The organism is Virgibacillus salexigens (assembly GCF_014905415.1).
Taxonomy (GTDB): Bacteria; Bacillota; Bacilli; order Bacillales; family Amphibacillaceae; genus Virgibacillus; species Virgibacillus salexigens.
Map to the genome: position 1 here is coordinate 121542 of NZ_BNEO01000002.1, position 14996 is coordinate 136537.

General features: G+C 34.6%; 16 protein-coding genes and 5 pseudogenes. All 21 read left to right on the forward strand.

Annotated features, from left to right (window positions below; genetic code table 11):
- The 21 genes and pseudogenes from JKP73_RS08120 to JKP73_RS23515 all read left to right on the forward strand — a co-directional run bounded on the left by JKP73_RS08120 (window position 1) and on the right by JKP73_RS23515 (window position 14944).
- Window positions 1-336: an EsxC family T7SS substrate gene (locus tag JKP73_RS08120; protein WP_074436683.1), complete on the forward strand. Its 336-nt coding sequence runs from the start codon at window positions 1-3 to the stop codon at window positions 334-336.
- Window positions 337-368: 32 nt separating this feature from the next.
- On the forward strand, window positions 369-668 hold the full coding sequence (locus tag JKP73_RS08125; protein WP_021291847.1) for a WXG100 family type VII secretion target: 300 nt from the start codon (window positions 369-371) through the stop codon (window positions 666-668).
- Window positions 665-1372: a DUF5081 family protein gene (locus tag JKP73_RS08130; protein WP_200411114.1), complete on the forward strand. Its 708-nt coding sequence runs from the start codon at window positions 665-667 to the stop codon at window positions 1370-1372. The genes JKP73_RS08125 and JKP73_RS08130 overlap by 4 nt, the downstream gene beginning before the upstream one ends.
- Window positions 1373-1705: a hypothetical protein gene (locus JKP73_RS08135; RefSeq protein WP_021291845.1), complete on the forward strand. Its 333-nt coding sequence runs from the start codon at window positions 1373-1375 to the stop codon at window positions 1703-1705. It begins immediately after the preceding gene.
- 3 nt (window positions 1706-1708) lie between these two features.
- Window positions 1709-3514, forward strand: coding sequence for an ADP-ribosyltransferase (locus JKP73_RS23090; protein WP_051739195.1), 1806 nt, complete (start codon window positions 1709-1711; stop codon window positions 3512-3514).
- 25 nt (window positions 3515-3539) lie between these two features.
- Window positions 3540-4550 carry an ADP-ribosylglycohydrolase family protein gene (locus JKP73_RS08145; RefSeq protein WP_038245955.1) on the forward strand — a complete coding sequence of 337 codons (1011 nt, stop codon included), beginning with the start codon at window positions 3540-3542 and terminating at the stop codon, window positions 4548-4550.
- Between the two features lie 32 nt (window positions 4551-4582).
- A pseudogene (locus JKP73_RS23765) lies at window positions 4583-4960 on the forward strand (UCP033725 family protein).
- Between the two features lie 229 nt (window positions 4961-5189).
- Entirely contained in the window at window positions 5190-6938 is a 1749-nt protein-coding gene (locus JKP73_RS08150; protein ID WP_200411115.1) for an HNH endonuclease, read from the forward strand.
- 5 nt (window positions 6939-6943) lie between these two features.
- Complete coding sequence (locus JKP73_RS08155) at window positions 6944-7429, forward strand: DUF6985 domain-containing protein (RefSeq protein WP_021291843.1); 486 nt, start codon at window positions 6944-6946, stop codon at window positions 7427-7429.
- Between the two features lie 292 nt (window positions 7430-7721).
- A complete protein-coding gene (locus JKP73_RS08160; protein ID WP_038245440.1) occupies window positions 7722-7916 on the forward strand; it encodes a hypothetical protein in 195 nt (64 codons plus the stop codon).
- A gap of 279 nt (window positions 7917-8195) precedes the next feature.
- Window positions 8196-8740: pseudogene (locus tag JKP73_RS08165) on the forward strand (T6SS immunity protein Tdi1 domain-containing protein).
- Window positions 8741-8800: 60 nt separating this feature from the next.
- A complete protein-coding gene (locus JKP73_RS23095; protein WP_234447083.1) occupies window positions 8801-9301 on the forward strand; it encodes a DNA/RNA non-specific endonuclease in 501 nt (166 codons plus the stop codon).
- A 12-nt stretch (window positions 9302-9313) separates the two neighbouring features.
- Window positions 9314-9535, forward strand: a complete 222-nt coding sequence (locus JKP73_RS23100) for a DNA/RNA non-specific endonuclease (protein WP_438874667.1) — start codon at window positions 9314-9316, stop codon at window positions 9533-9535.
- A 10-nt stretch (window positions 9536-9545) separates the two neighbouring features.
- A pseudogene (locus tag JKP73_RS08175) lies at window positions 9546-10012 on the forward strand (DUF600 domain-containing protein).
- A 218-nt stretch (window positions 10013-10230) separates the two neighbouring features.
- Window positions 10231-10572, forward strand: coding sequence for an Imm6 family immunity protein (locus JKP73_RS08180; protein WP_267903267.1), 342 nt, complete (start codon window positions 10231-10233; stop codon window positions 10570-10572).
- Window positions 10573-11136: 564 nt separating this feature from the next.
- Complete coding sequence (locus JKP73_RS08185; RefSeq protein ID WP_232620907.1) at window positions 11137-11289, forward strand: DNA/RNA non-specific endonuclease; 153 nt, start codon at window positions 11137-11139, stop codon at window positions 11287-11289.
- Between the two features lie 448 nt (window positions 11290-11737).
- A pseudogene (locus tag JKP73_RS23105) lies at window positions 11738-12403 on the forward strand (polymorphic toxin type 15 domain-containing protein).
- Window positions 12404-12435: 32 nt separating this feature from the next.
- Entirely contained in the window at window positions 12436-12978 is a 543-nt protein-coding gene (locus JKP73_RS08195) for a T6SS immunity protein Tdi1 domain-containing protein (protein WP_200411116.1), read from the forward strand.
- A gap of 428 nt (window positions 12979-13406) precedes the next feature.
- Window positions 13407-14078 (forward strand): annotated as a pseudogene (locus tag JKP73_RS23110) (recombinase family protein); the annotation flags it as partial.
- 66 nt (window positions 14079-14144) lie between these two features.
- Window positions 14145-14312, forward strand: a complete 168-nt coding sequence (locus JKP73_RS23115; RefSeq protein WP_234447114.1) for a DNA/RNA non-specific endonuclease — start codon at window positions 14145-14147, stop codon at window positions 14310-14312.
- 368 nt (window positions 14313-14680) lie between these two features.
- Window positions 14681-14944 (forward strand): hypothetical protein, encoded by a 264-nt coding sequence (locus JKP73_RS23515; RefSeq protein ID WP_306465035.1) that lies wholly within the window; start codon window positions 14681-14683, stop codon window positions 14942-14944.
- The last annotated feature ends 52 nt before the right edge of the window (window positions 14945-14996 follow it).

Sequence of the window (14996 nt, forward strand, 5' to 3'; positions counted from 1 at the left end):
ATGATGTTTGGCTGGTTCAAGTCAGAAACAGAGAAGAAGCGGGATGATTACTATGAGTTATATCAACGACTACAAGATGCAAAGTCGGAACATGACAAATTAGTAAATGAAGCAGAAGCGTCTTATTCAAGTTATATCAGCACTGTTCCTAATCTATCGAACTTTGAGATCCCATCTAACGATTTTGATTGGAAACGAGAAGAATTAAACAGCGAGCTACTTCGCTATTTTGATTACGAAAAGAATAAAAGAAGCGCTATTACCCAAGCAGCATCCAGAGCCTATCAACGATACGAATACTACAAGAATCTTGCTATCAAAGAAGAACAGGAGTAGAAAATAGTTATAATTAGATGGGAGGAATAGTCATGGGCGATGTTCGAGTCGATGGAAATAAGTTAAATGAAGCCAAAACGGCGGCTAAAGCTCTAGAAGATTCAATTAACTCTACCTACGAACAATGTGAAGAGCTATTATCGTTTGCTCAATCGGCGAAGTGGAGTGGGAAATCAAGAGATAGCTTTATAAGCTACCTTGATATTATTCATCAATATCATCATGATTTAAAATCGGCAGTAGCTTTACAAACAAAGGCATTGAATAATTTAGAGGGCTATATGGATGATTTCAATAAAGATAGTTCGGTGAAAGAAGTGAGGCATTTATGAATGATTCATCCACCGATACGTTTCATGTATCTGAACTATTTTTACTAGCTGCTTCCTTTGGAGGTCACGTACTTTTTGGTCTTCCTGAAAAAAAGATTTTCCAGCTAAAAGGAGAAGAAGTATTTGCTGATGCTCAAAAGCGCTTAATAAATAAGGAGATCTTATCTGCAGATGGAAAAGTGACAAATCGAGGGGCAATGATTATCCAAGCATTGGAACATTATTATTTGAGTGAAAAATATGTAAGGATTAATAATCTCATGTTTGCTTTTCATAATGAGTATAAGGATGAATTACTTATTCTTGTAGAAGTAGAAGAAAAAAACTTGTATAAGTTAGTTGTTGCTTCGAAAGCGATTGTCTTAAAGATGTTAACTGAAAAATTCGAGCTACTAACAAGAGAACCAGATGAAACCGAACAAAGCTTTTTAAAGAAAGAATTATCCCATCAGGAAAGAAGAGAAACGGAGGAATTAGAACCAGGGTATGAATTAATAAACATGGAATTCTTCCATTTAGACGAAAGGCGACAAGAAGTAAATAACGCTAAATATTATCAACAATGGTTAATTTTTACTAAGGATGAAAAGCAAAAACTAATTATGGTAGATACCGTTCGTCGAAAATATTATCATGCAAGCCAATATTGGTTTTTAAAATTACTCTTTAATGAAATGGAATTTCCATACAAGGAGGCGAAGTAAATGCTGATTGCAACTTCTGGAAGTGGTGGTGGAGGAGCACAAATCAATGTTCATCCAGATGAAATTACGACGATCTATAATCAGTTACAGGCAATAATAGCAGAATTAGAATCCAGTGTTACCCCTAATATACAGAAATTGGGAGAGATAGATTATTATCAAGCAGGTAAGGCAAAACCAGCAATGGAAGTGTATGCAGAAGCTAATGAAAAATTAATGGATCTCTATGATAATTATGTTCGAGCTTCTACCTTAGTTATTGATGTTCTGAATACCATGATCGAAACAGATCAAGCAATTGCCGAACAGATCATTGCAAAATTGGAGGTCTGATAGATGGATGTGAAATACATCCCTTCAGATTGGGAGAAGATACGAAGTGGTTTAGGCGATCTCGTGGGGTTAGGTCGTTGGGGCAAAGGCATGATTGATGAACTGAAGGATATCACGGAGAACATGGAAGACGCAGCCTCTGATATTGCCGAATATGACAGTGATGGGGTTATCTCTTTTTCGCATATCGACCGCGAATCAACCTATCAAAAGCTCTACGAAGATTTTCAGGTAATGCATGACTTTACCGGCAAGGTTGGCGATATCGTCGATCGCACGATGGATCAACCGTTTTATGAAGATATTGATGCGTTTGTGTCAGCGATGAAGGAAGCAACGATTTCCAACTATACAACAAAGAACCGAATTGGGGCAACGGAAGAACAAATTACCTATCATGGCTATGGAGCGATGCACACGACCCGTGAGGTACCAAAAACAGAGGTAAGTCTTGATGATTTATTCAGTGGAGATACCTTTTATGGGGAACAAATGCAGATCGAATATGAGATGTGGAAGGCAGAGCACCCGGACCAGGATTTCACACAAGAAGAATATCAGATGGCTGCCGTCAACATGAATGCGTTCGAATATGAATCAATAAAAGATCAGCAATTAAATAAGGAATTTTGGGTTAATATAGGAGCTTTGGTGGTAGTTGTAGGCGTGGCAGTTGTATGCCCTCCAGCAGGGTTGGCGTTAGGAGCTGCTTATGGTAGTTTAGAATTAGGATCTGCGATATCAGGAAAAGATTGGTCCTCCGGGAGAGAATTGGATACGGGGGAGCGATGGATGCGAGGTGCATTAGCACCGCTAGACATTATCCCTGGAGTAGCTGGGATCAAGAAATTCAGCAGCGGGGTACGGATTGCCAATCAAGCAGCCGATATAGGCCAATTTGGATTGACGTCTGGCATAAAAAGTAGTATGCAACAGGAGCTAAAGCATGTAGGAGACATGGTAACTACTGCTGGGAAACATTCTGCTAGTAGATTAAAGCATGCTGGAGCAGTTGTGATAGCTAAGGTCGCTAAGGATGCAACGGCTATAGCAAAAGCAGCAGATGCCGGAATCATTTCTGCCAAGAACCTAACTTCTACACGCAAAACGATCGCCCTAGATCAAGTAGGAAAAGTAACGATGCCAGCAGAGAACACCCACCACTTCGCCAAAAAAATGGAAGAACCAGTGAGTAAGACGGACGTGGGTAAAGTTGGAGGAGATACTTTAAATAAAAATGCAATACGTTTTACTAACTTAGATGAAGCTAATGAATGGGGTAATTTGTATTATAATGATTGGATAACTTCTTTGAGTGAAAGCGAAAAGGAAGCAATTAAAAGATATACAGGTAATGACTACAGAAAAATTAATAATTACTTAAGAGGAGTCAGTGATAGTTTAGAAGGTTTAGATATTCAAGTGATTGATAATATAACCAGTGGTTTGGATAAAGCTTATGTACCGCGTAATTTAAAAGTATATCGTGGAACGGATTTAAAGCCATTTATTGATTTATATAAGTTAAATGATGAAGGGGAAGTTATTGTTGATTCTTTGATCGGGAAAACAATAAAAGATGACGGTTTTACTAGTACTGCTATGGTTAGAGAATCATCTTTTGGTCATATGAATGTTTCTTGGGAGATTAATGTGCCAGAAGGCTCTAATGCTGCATATATTGGAGGAATTAGTCATTATCCAAATGAGGCAGAATTATTATTAAATGCCGGACAAGAAATGGTTATAAAGCAAGCTACTGTTAATAGTGATGGAAAGATACATTTAGTTTTAGACTTATTAAAGTAGGTGTATAAAAGTGGATAAAAGAAGAATGATTGATAGATGGGAAGATGATAATAAATCTTTTCTTAAATTAAGTGTTAAGCAAAGAATTATGCCTACAATTTATGGTGGTATAATAGGAGATTTATTAGGCGTACCAGTTGAATTTAGAAAAAGAGATTCATACTGCATAAAGGACGTAACTGGATTTGGAACATACAATCAACCACCTGGAACTTGGTCAGACGACACATCTCTAACAATGTGTTTAATAGAAAACCTAATAGAAGAAGGACCTAAAACGGATTTAATGGATAAGTTTGTTCAATATAAAAGAGATGGGTATTGGACGCCATACGGGAAAATGTTTGATATTGGAAGAACAACAGATGAAGCTATTACTCGTTATGAGCATGGGATGACAGTTGAAGAGTGTGGCGGAAGAGATGAGTATGAAAATGGTAATGGTGCAATCATGAGAATCGCCCCTTTAGTATTTGTTCTTTATAATGAATTTAATTTTATGAAGAAGGTAGAGTTTATAAAAAGTTTTACTAAATTAACTCATGCACATCCTCGTTCAATTGTTGGTTCAATTATCTTTATTGAATTTTTATTTAGACTATACCATAATAATACTCCTCAAGAGGCGTTAAATGTAATCAAGCGCCTATTCGATAAAAATTTTGATGAATCGCATAACTATCAACAAGAACTAAATTGTTATGCAAGGCTGTTCGATAATGAATTCTTTGAATTGGATAAAGTGGAAATTAATTCAGATGGGTATGTGGTACATACTTTAGAAGCTGCAATATGGTGTCTTGGAAATTCAACAAACTTTGTAGAAGCAGTGCTAAAAGCAGTTAATTTAGGTGATGACACGGATACTATTGCTGCAATAACCGGGAATATGGCAGGTATGTATTATAAAATGAAAGAAATCCCAAGCGAATGGCTAGATAAAATAGCTAGAAAAAGAGATATTGATAAATTAGTAAATAATTTTTATCATTACTGTGCTGATAAAGCAGTTTTAGAAGAATACGGCAGTAATTAACATTTGAAGATTTAAAGTAAGGGAGCAATATTGTGCAGAAGGGACTTTTTGCAAAATATAATAATGAAATCTATGAAGTTAGTAGAATTGATGAGGCGAGTATAAGGCTTATAAGCAAAAATAATAGTGATGTAAAAAAATGGTTTTACTGAAAAAAATACCCTAATTATTATAAAAACATCGATTCTCTTCCTAAACTGTATATAAAAGAAGTAAACAAGAAACAAGTTCAAGAGCTTTATGAAATTGATTATAAAGCAAAATATAAGGGATTTGAATACAATCTAAGTTTTAACGATAAAACGAAGGATTTGTTTCTTGGAACTACGAATGCTGAGGTTGCTAAAATTAATAACTTTGAAAGAACGGATAAATACTATTATGAAAAAAAGTCAAGAAATCTGAGATAGAAATCAGAGAAATTCGAAAAGAAATTAGCTTATAAAATACTTTATATATTTAAATCTATAGTAACATAGTGATTTTTAATAGTTAATCTTATTAATTTACTAACAGACATAATTGGATATTTAACTCAAAACAAATAGTTAGAAGAAGTTACATACATGAATGAACGAAAGAGAATAGTTACAGAAATCCTAGAGCATAAATTCTACTGCAAAGAGGGAGGTCTGATAAATGGATGTAAAATACATCCCTTCAGATTGGGAGAAGATGCGAAGTGGTTTAGGCGATCTCGTGGGGTTAGGTCGTTGGGGCAAAGGCATGATTGATGAACTGAAGGATATCACGGAGAACATGGAAGATGCAGCCTCTGATATTGCCGAATATGACAGTGATGGGGTTATCTCTTTTTCGCATATCGACCGCGAATCAACCTATCAAAAGCTCTACGAAGATTTTCAGGTAATGCATGACTTTACCGGCAAGGTTGGCGATATCGTCGATCGCACGATGGATCAACCGTTTTATGAAGATATTGATGCGTTTGTGTCAGCGATGAAGGAAGCAACGATTTCCAACTATACAACAAAGAACCGAATTGGGGCAACGGAAGAACAAATTACCTATCATGGCTATGGAGCGATGCACACGACCCGTGAGGTACCAAAAACAGAGGTAAGTCTTGATGATTTATTCAGTGGAGATACCTTTTATGGGGAACAAATGCAGATCGAATATGAGATGTGGAAGGCAGAGCACCCGGACCAGGATTTCACACAAGAAGAATATCAGATGGCTGCCGTCAACATGAATGCGTTCGAATATGAATCAATAAAAGATCAGCAATTAAATAAGGAATTTTGGGTTAATATAGGAGCTTTGGTGGTAGTTGTAGGCGTGGCAGTTGTATGCCCTCCAGCAGGGTTGGCGTTAGGAGCTGCTTATGGTAGTTTAGAATTAGGATCTGCGATATCAGGAAAAGATTGGTCCTCCGGGAGAGAATTGGATACGGGGGAGCGGTGGATGCGAGGTGCATTAGCACCGCTAGACATTATCCCCGGAGTAGCTAGGGTAAAGAAATTTGCCACAACCACACGAACTGTAGGTAAAGTAGCGGATCTAGGAAGAATAACCAAACAGCCATCTAATGTAAGAAATCTTGTCAGCACAGCAAAAGAAACCGCCACTGCACGTTTAACAAGTGCCAGACAAGTTGTAAATAACAAAATGTCTTTAGTAAAGGAAAACGTCAGTGGAACTGTGGTCAATGCAGCCCAAAAAGCAGATGATGTGGCTACCCATCTACGAGCTGGTATGCAGCCAAATGTTGCCATTGCTGGTGGAGGAAGGCTGGATGATGCAGCTGTAACTTACTTTAGTGCGAAGGCAAAGGATGCAGGGTTTGTAAAGAGCAGTGTAACTGAAAGCAGCAGTGGTGCAGGAAAACATTTGGATGATGGTAAGGATTCAGCTAAGGGTACGATGGGTAATAATAGGCAGATAGACTTTACAAGAGGTTTTGACGTAGACCCTAAATACAGCTCTTATGAACAAAGGGTAAAAACTACCCCTGTTAATAAAGGTGAATGGAGTAACGAACGAGCAGAATCGTTATTTATCTCCGATAAGACCGGTGAAATAAAAAAATATCTTGATGAAGCTGGTGTTGATGGAGTTGAGTATAAAAACGGAATGCCAGACTTTTCTCCATTTTCCAAAGGTGAAATTAAATTAGCAAATATGACTAATGATAGAAAATCAAACTTCTCGACTGCTGATGAAGAATTGGCTAAAAAGTGGAGTACACCAGAACAAAAATGGACAGCAGAAGATATAGCTGATTGGCGAGAAGATAATAAATATACTTGGCATGAACTTAACGACTTGGAAACAATACAATTGGTGCCAAGTAAAATCAATAGTGTTTTTAAACATTTGGGTGGAGTTGGAGAATATAATATAAAAGTTAAGTTAGGAGAGTGATTAGGATGGCCATGATTAATGATGATTTATTTGGAAAGCTTGAATATAAAAACAATTTTTGGAGAGGAGAAACAACTATTAGAATGTTTGATTTGGAAAAAGAAATACTTTTAAGTGTCGATGCACATGAAAATGCTGACTTTTCAAATGTGCAAAGAGAAGCATTTATTAACTTTAATCAAGATATGAAAAACATAATAAATGAGGCTGAAAAGAAAGTTTACGATTACTATATTGAGAACTATGAAGAGTATAGAGAGATGTTAGGTAATGAATCAGAAGCAGATAAATTTGCACCAAAGATTGATTCTATCTCAGATTTAAAGAGAATAGTGAAGCCGGTTGAATTAATCGTAAGAAGAGTAAGAAAGAATGGAAAAAGAAGATTAGGTTTACTTTGCGATGTCTCCTGGGATATTGACAATGGAATGGGAATAAAAATTGAAGATGAAATGGTAGAAGAAGTAGGTTATCAAGATATTGTATTATAACTTTCATAATATTATGGATGATAAAATTAACCTTGAATGGAAGTGAGTTCATTCAAGGTTTTTTCTCATAATTAATAGATGAAAGGTGATAAAAAAAGACTGTATGAAATTTAGTCTCTGGAACATTCCACTTTTTCCGTAGCGCATCCAACTCTTCTTTCCCCAATTCAAACTTAGGTATATTGGGAATTGAATAAGGTAAGTTTTTATTAATAGGTCTTTAGATTATTTTGAATAATTTCCCATTTGATTCGTATTAAACACTAAAGATATTTATTAAAGAAATGTTAGAATGGGAAGAGGAAATGCTATTTTCGATGATGTATTTTATTACTCTTCAGGAGATAAGAAGCTTATTAGTCCAGCAAAAGTAACTAAAGAAATAGAAGATAAAAGGCAATTATTCTATTGTAGTGGTAAAAAATGTAATGCAAAATTAAGTCATAACATAGGAAAAGGCAAAAACCCTAAGTCTTACTTTTTTTAAGAAAATTGCGCGACGAAGAGAACAATACTCATCATAAGGATTGTGATTTTTATTTACTAGATGAATATATCCAAGTCAAAGAATTGAAAAGTATTAGAAAAAATATAGTGGAGTAGAATGGTATGTTCCATTAGAAAATGAAAGTAAACCAAAACAAAATAAGAAAGAGAATAACAGTAAGGTTAAATCAAATTTGGATGAAACGAAATACATAAAGAAATATACCACAAAACAATATAAAACTGCTGCACAAGCAATAATCAAAGGAGGGTATTTTTATTGGAAACTATATTTAGCGATTTTATAAAACATGAAACAGTTGATAAAGATGTTATTATAAAATATATGGATAAACTCCCTGAAGAATTGATAGAAACATGGAAAAAATATGGGTTTGGTACTTTCGTAAATGACTTTTTAAAAGTTATTAATCCAGACGATTATTTATACATTTAGAGAATAGTTATTTAAGATATGAGCATTTAATTCCTATTTTTACAACCGCAATGGGTGATATTATAGTATGGGAAAAAGGTAAGTATGTAAATTTATTAAATTTTAAGAAAGGATATGTTAATGTTGTTTCATCCGGGTTTGAATTCTTTTTTGATGACTTAAAAGATAATAACTTTATGAACGATGAATTAATGTGGCAGCCTTATCCTGAAGCGATTAGTAAATACAGTGCCCCTAACTATGATGAGTGTTTTGGATACACCCCTCTATTAGGGTTAGGTGGAGTAGAAAAAGTAGAGAATCTAAAAAAAGTCAAACTGAAGGAACATATTCTTATAATTACTGAATTTATGGGACCAGTTCAGTAATGTTTAAGACAGAATTAACTATAAGCACTTGATTGCCTTTTTGGTAACAGGTGTTTTTTTGTGAGAAATTTAAAAGAAAACATCAGTGGAACCATAGTAAGTGCAGCCCAAAAAGCAGATGATGTGGCTACCCATCTACGAGCTGGTATGCAGCCAAATGTTGCCATTGCCGGTGGAGGAAGGCTGGATGATGCAGCTGTAACTTACTTTAGTGCCAAGGCAAAGGATGCAGGTTTTGTAAAGAGCAGTGTAACTGAAAGCAGCAGTGGTGCAGGAAAACATTTGGATGATGGTAAAGATTTGGCTAAGGGTATAGATAATGGTACTAGACAGGTATCTGACGATATCATTAAGGATGGTAGTCATTTGGTTAAAGGTGGTAAATTAAAACCAAATGTTAAATATCAAGCAGGTGAATATAATTATCAATATAAGACAGATGGTTTAGGGAGACTTACTGATTTTAATGCGGATGACTTAAAACTAACAAAACGTAATAATAGATGTCTCATAAGTCCAATACACCTGGAAAAGAACCTGGAGACCATGCAGGACACCTAGCGGCTGATAGATTTGGAGGCTCTCCAGATTTGGATTCTTGTATCTCAATCAAGTGGTGTTAACTTGAGTAAATACAAAAAGCTAGAAAACCAATGGGCTAAAGCAATAGAAGAAGGAAAAGACGTTTCAGTTAATGTTAAAGTTAATTACGAAGGAAATAGTTTAAGACCTAGCAGCTTTGATATAGAATATGAAATAGATGGTCGTATGAGGTTCACAAGTTTAGAGAACTAGGGGGGATTATGTGAAGTTATTTGAGGACTATTTTTCAGAATTACAAACAGACTGGTGGCTATTTGTTTAGAGTATGTTGATAATAAAGCTGATGAAATTTTTATTTATTGTTCGTATGAACCAAAAATGTATGTTTTTGATTTTTTCTATAAAATTAATGGAAAAGTTGTTCATAAACATCAACTAAACGAGGCTTCAAAAGAATTGGATAGTCAACAAAATCGGGTTTACGATGTTTCGAGAGAAAGACAGAAGGCTGCACTAAGAATAGGTAATCAAAATTTAAAGCATATTCATAAAAAATGTGAAGAGTTCAATAAAGATATGCCAACAGAAATGAAATTACATTATAATGTAAAGAAAAATAGCTTAAAAGGAAAATATAGATATGATTTAGTTTATTCTATTGATGACGAACTATTACCAGATGATATCTTTGATTTATGGTTCGAAGAAGTGAAAGAAAATAATTTGTAAAACTAGACCTTGATTGGCTAAAGTCCTTTCAGGGTTTCTTTTTTGAGGGGCTACCTAGTGCCGAATGAACCGCTAGTTATTAATAGAAAATAGATACTCTTTGTAAGCCGTATAGGTTGTTTTAACAAATTCTTTAGTACGTACAACACCTTTTAAAAAGGTAACCTATCTAGTGAGTTTCATTAGTTGTGAAATAGTCTAAAATCTTAGATACTACCATTCACGAACTTTATGAGCTTATTGATAATGCGGATTTTACAGGGATTTCAGAATTTTCCGAGGAAGAAGAAAACTTGAGCATTGCTCGAATTTGGTCACTATTAGTTGATGCTGTAGCTTATACCTCATGGGAAGCTTATAAAAATGAAGAAGTGAAATATTTACCTCAGTCATTAGAAAGTATTACTACCGATAGTATTATTACCTTCTTAAATAGTGCAGTGGAAACCAGCTTTGTTAAAGTAGAGGAAATCAAAAGAATGGAAAAAGTTTATAATGATTATAGGAGTACAAATGCTGAAATTCCAAAAAAAAGAGAAATATTTTATGGATATTTTTAAATAAGCAATATACCTTGGAATTTGTCTTGTAATACTTAATGCTCTTGATTTGTTGATAAATTATACTTAGGCTAACCTGCATATTAAACATATGTTGCAAGCTCTTTGTAACAAGCAAAATATATAGAATTTATGCTTAATGTTTGTTGACTGCCCTAAGGTTATAAAAAAAGCACTTGATTGTCAGATAGGCATCAGGTGTTTTTGTTTTTTTAGTTTAGATTTTTAACTTTGATTAACATTGGACAGACTATTGAGATTCATAGCTCAATGAAGGTAGTATCATCAAGGTATTCTGTTTAATACTGTGTATGTGAAAATAATAAGATAGGCGAGATGACATTTTACATGCCAAGAGGACTTAAGTTACTGCCGAACCCACAACCTAACGAGATTGACAAAGCTCGTGGCGATAAACAGTGGGTAACCAAAAAGGTTGTTTAATAGCACAAGAGGAATAAAAATAGGGTTGTAATATTCTTAGGGAGTGCCGTACAATTCTCGATATTCGCTAAAAGCGTTACAAAATTTTAAAATTTACGTTACTTAATACAAGCTAATTATATTAGATATAAATCAAATACACCAGGAAAAGAATCTGGAGACCATGCTGGACATTTAGCTGGTGATAGGATTGGGGGATCTCCGGATGATAAACTTGTTCCTCAATCAAGCAGTGTTGATTTAAGTAAATATAAGAAGTTGGAGAATAAATGATGGACGTATAAGTTTTACAAGTTTAGAAAATTAGAGGTGGTTAAATGAAGGAATTTGAAGATTATTTTTCAGAATTACAAACGGATATGGTTTCAATTTGTTTAGAGTACTTTTTTGAAAGAGCTAATAAAAAAATATATATTGTTCATATGAAGAAGGTCTTGTTTCAAATGACTTCTTTTATAATATTAAGGTGAAAATCTAGAAAAAATCAATTTGAAGGAACATTCTTTTTATTAATAAATTTATGTCACTAGTTCAATAATGTTTAAGTCTTAGCTACAGATTTAAATTTTGTGAGACAGCAAAAGAAACCGCCACTGCACGTTTAACAAGTGCCAGACAAGTTGTAAATAACAAAATGTCTTTAGTAAAGGAAAACGTCAGTGGAACTGTGGTCAATGCAGCCCAAAAAGCAGATGATGTGGCTACCCATCTACGAGCTGGTATGCAGCCAAATGTTGCCATTGCTGGTGGAGGAAGGCTGGATGATGCAGCTGTAACTTACTTTAGTGCGAAGGCAAAGGATGCAGGGTTTGTAAAGAGCAGTGTAACTGAAAGCAGCAGTGGTGCAGGAAAACATTTAGATGATGGTAAGGATTTGGCTAAGGGTACGGGAAAAGGTAGTCATTCAGAGAATGTAACTAGAATAAAAGAAATTGAAGTAACATATAAAAGAAAAGTTAAACATGACTCTGAAGAGTTTGCTAGACAACTTAAAGATCAAGAAAAAGGTATGAATGAGTTAACGGTTGATGAGTATCTGAAAAATAGAGAAAGATATATTGCTGAGGGACGTGCGATAGAAGGTAATGCTGCTCAACAAACAGCTCGAGAAGAAGCATTTTCTGATAAAGTTGCAGAACTTATGACTAACGGAAAATCATTTGATGAAGCAGAAAAAGAAGCTAAAGAATGGCTGAATACCCAAGCAGCACTTCATAATCCAGATCAAATTGCAGGTGGATAACCAGATGAAACTGGTGGAATGGGGCATAAGGGCATTAATTCTTCAATTGGTTCTCAATGGAGATATAGAATTGATGTTGTTGATGAACAAATAAGGGAAATGGCAAAAAATATGAAACCTGAGCAATTAAAAGCACCTATTTGAATGTTAAACTGACACACTAAGGAGATTTATTTATGGAAAAAACATTAAATGATTTTAAGGTAAACAGTAAGGTTCCAAAAGAAATAATAGAGAAATATAAAAATCTTGTTCCAAAAGAAATAATAGACTTGTGGCAGGAATATGGATTTGGAACATTCATGCAAGGATATTTAAAAAGTGTTAACCCAGAAGCGTACATTGATATTTTACAAGAGTGTAGTCAAAGATATACGGATTCTGTAGTGTTATTTGCTACTGGTATGGGAGATTTAGTATTATGGGCTGACGGTTATGTAAGATTGCTTAATTTTAGATACGGAGTACTTAAAACAGTTATGCCAAACTTTTTATTTTTTTTCAAAAGTCTGGATTCAGAAAAGTTTCGGGATGAGTATTTAAAGTGGAAACCATATCCCGAAGCTGTTGAAAATTGGGGAGAATTATCTTATGAAGATTGCTTCGGCTATACACCTCTATTAGGTTTAGGTGGAGCAGAAAAAGTAGAGAATCTAAAAAAAGTCAAACTGAAGGAACATATTCTTATAATTACTGAATTTATGGGACCAGTTCAGTAATATTAGGGAGTATGTTACAGAATTAACAATAAGCACTTGATTGCCTTATTAGGAATCAGGTGTTTTTGTTTTTTAGAAACCTCAAATTTGGACGATATTGGATATTGCTTTACTGAAACTCATAGCTCATGAAGGTAGTATCATCATGGAGTATTGATTTTATATTTGGATTTTGTGAGAAGTACGATAAACAGGCAAGATAACATTTTAAGTGGTAGGAACACTTATGATACTGCAAAACCCACAAACTAAATACAATGACAAAGCTCGTGGCGATAAACAATGGGTAACGTATATTATAGGTGCTGTTTTATTGTATAAGAAAATTAACTTATAGTTGTATTTTTACAAGAGACGGTCGTATAATACTCGCTATTCGTTAAAAAGCGTTACAATAATTAAAATTTATGTAACGGGAGGGTGAAAAGTTGAACGTTGTTGGGCATATACGAGTCTCCACTCAAGGGCAAGCAAGAGATGGATATAGCTTGAAATTTCAAGAAGATGAAATTAAAGCATACTGTGAAGAAGAGGGTTTTAACTTGATTCATATTTTTAGAGATGAAGGAATTAGTGGCGCAAAACTGAATGAAGAAGCATTAGAAATTGATAGGGTGGGCTTACAAGAAATGTTGGCTCACCTTTCGTCTATCCAAATTGATTATGTGGTGGTGCTGAACACAAGTCGCTTATGGCGGTCAGATATTGTAAGGTGTTGATACAACGAGAGCTAAAGAAATATGGCTGTGATATTAAAAGTATTGAACAGCCATTTTATAGTATCCATAAAAAGATCCCAACGCAATGGCTTAATGGAGTTATTGGACCAATACCAACGGCTTGAAATTGCTCTCAAACTAACGAAAGGGAGAAATAAAAAGGCGAAGGAGGGTGGTTATGCAGGAGGAAGGGCAACATTTGGCTATATGAAACAAAAGGGTGAGAAGGAACTAAAGATACATAACAGTCATGCAGAAGTAGTGAAACGATTGTTTGAGCTTAGACAGATACATATGAAATGGTCACTGTCTAGGTTGGCAGAAGCATTAAATGAGGAAGGTTATCAAACAACGCAAGGAAAAGCATTTACGAAAGTACAATTCTCGATATTCGCTAAAAGCGTTACAAAATTTTTAAATTTACGTTACTTAATACAAGCTAATTATATTAGATATAAATCAAATACACCAGGAAAAGAATCTGGAGACCATGCTGGACATTTAGCTGGTGATAGGGTTGGGGGATCTCCGGATGATAAACTTGTTCCTCAATCAAGCAGTGTTGATTTAAGTAAATATAAGAAGTTGGAGAATAAATGGGCTAAAAGCAATTGAAGAAAGAAAGCACGTTTCAGTTAACGTTAAAGTCAATTATGATGGAACTAGATTAAGGCCGACAAGCTTTGAAATAAAATAAATATAATATGGACGGTGTGATTAAGAAAGTAAGATTAAAAAATTAGGGGTGATTGACTTGAGTAAAGTATTTGAAGATTACTTTTCTGAATTACAAGCAGATATGGTAGGTATTTGTTTAGAATACGTTGAAAATGAAGCAGAGGATATTTACATTTACTGTTTCCTATGAGCCAGAAATGTATGTTTTTGACGTATTTTTTTAAAAATAAATAGTCAGTTTGTTTTTAAGCATAACTTAAATGATGCAGTAAATAGCATAAGCACGAGTAAGAAAGAATTGCTTTATGATACCTCTGAAAAAAAGGCAAGAAGCTGTTTTAGATATTGGACTTGAAAACTTAGAAAAAATTCATGAAAAATGTAAAGAATATGGAAGAGAAATGCCTACAGAGATAAAGTTACATTATAATGTGAAGCAGAATAGTTTAATAGCGAACTATAGATATGACTTCATTTATACAAATGATGACGAACTATTACCTGATGATATTTTTAATGTATGGTTTGAAGAAGTAAATAGGGTAATTTCTAACTTTGAAACGCCCTGAATGGCAGATGTAGGTTTAAGGCATTTCGTGCTTACTGATTTTGTCTTTACAT

Bases quoted from the DNA above. Each gene is read 5' to 3' on its own strand.
- JKP73_RS23515 (WP_306465035.1), top strand. From the start codon at position 14,681: ATGATACCTCTGAAAAAAAGGCAAGAAGCTGTTTTAGATATTGGACTT.
- JKP73_RS08130 (WP_200411114.1), top strand. From the start codon at position 665: ATGAATGATTCATCCACCGATACGTTTCATGTATCTGAACTATTTTTA.
- JKP73_RS08135 (WP_021291845.1), top strand. From the start codon at position 1,373: ATGCTGATTGCAACTTCTGGAAGTGGTGGTGGAGGAGCACAAATCAAT.
- JKP73_RS08120 (WP_074436683.1), top strand. From the start codon at position 1: ATGATGTTTGGCTGGTTCAAGTCAGAAACAGAGAAGAAGCGGGATGAT.
- JKP73_RS08195 (WP_200411116.1), top strand. From the start codon at position 12,436: ATGGAAAAAACATTAAATGATTTTAAGGTAAACAGTAAGGTTCCAAAA.
- JKP73_RS08150 (WP_200411115.1), top strand. From the start codon at position 5,190: ATGGATGTAAAATACATCCCTTCAGATTGGGAGAAGATGCGAAGTGGT.
- JKP73_RS08125 (WP_021291847.1), top strand. From the start codon at position 369: ATGGGCGATGTTCGAGTCGATGGAAATAAGTTAAATGAAGCCAAAACG.
- JKP73_RS23090 (WP_051739195.1), top strand. From the start codon at position 1,709: ATGGATGTGAAATACATCCCTTCAGATTGGGAGAAGATACGAAGTGGT.
- JKP73_RS08145 (WP_038245955.1), top strand. From the start codon at position 3,540: ATGATTGATAGATGGGAAGATGATAATAAATCTTTTCTTAAATTAAGT.
- JKP73_RS08160 (WP_038245440.1), top strand. From the start codon at position 7,722: ATGGGAAGAGGAAATGCTATTTTCGATGATGTATTTTATTACTCTTCA.
- JKP73_RS08155 (WP_021291843.1), top strand. From the start codon at position 6,944: ATGGCCATGATTAATGATGATTTATTTGGAAAGCTTGAATATAAAAAC.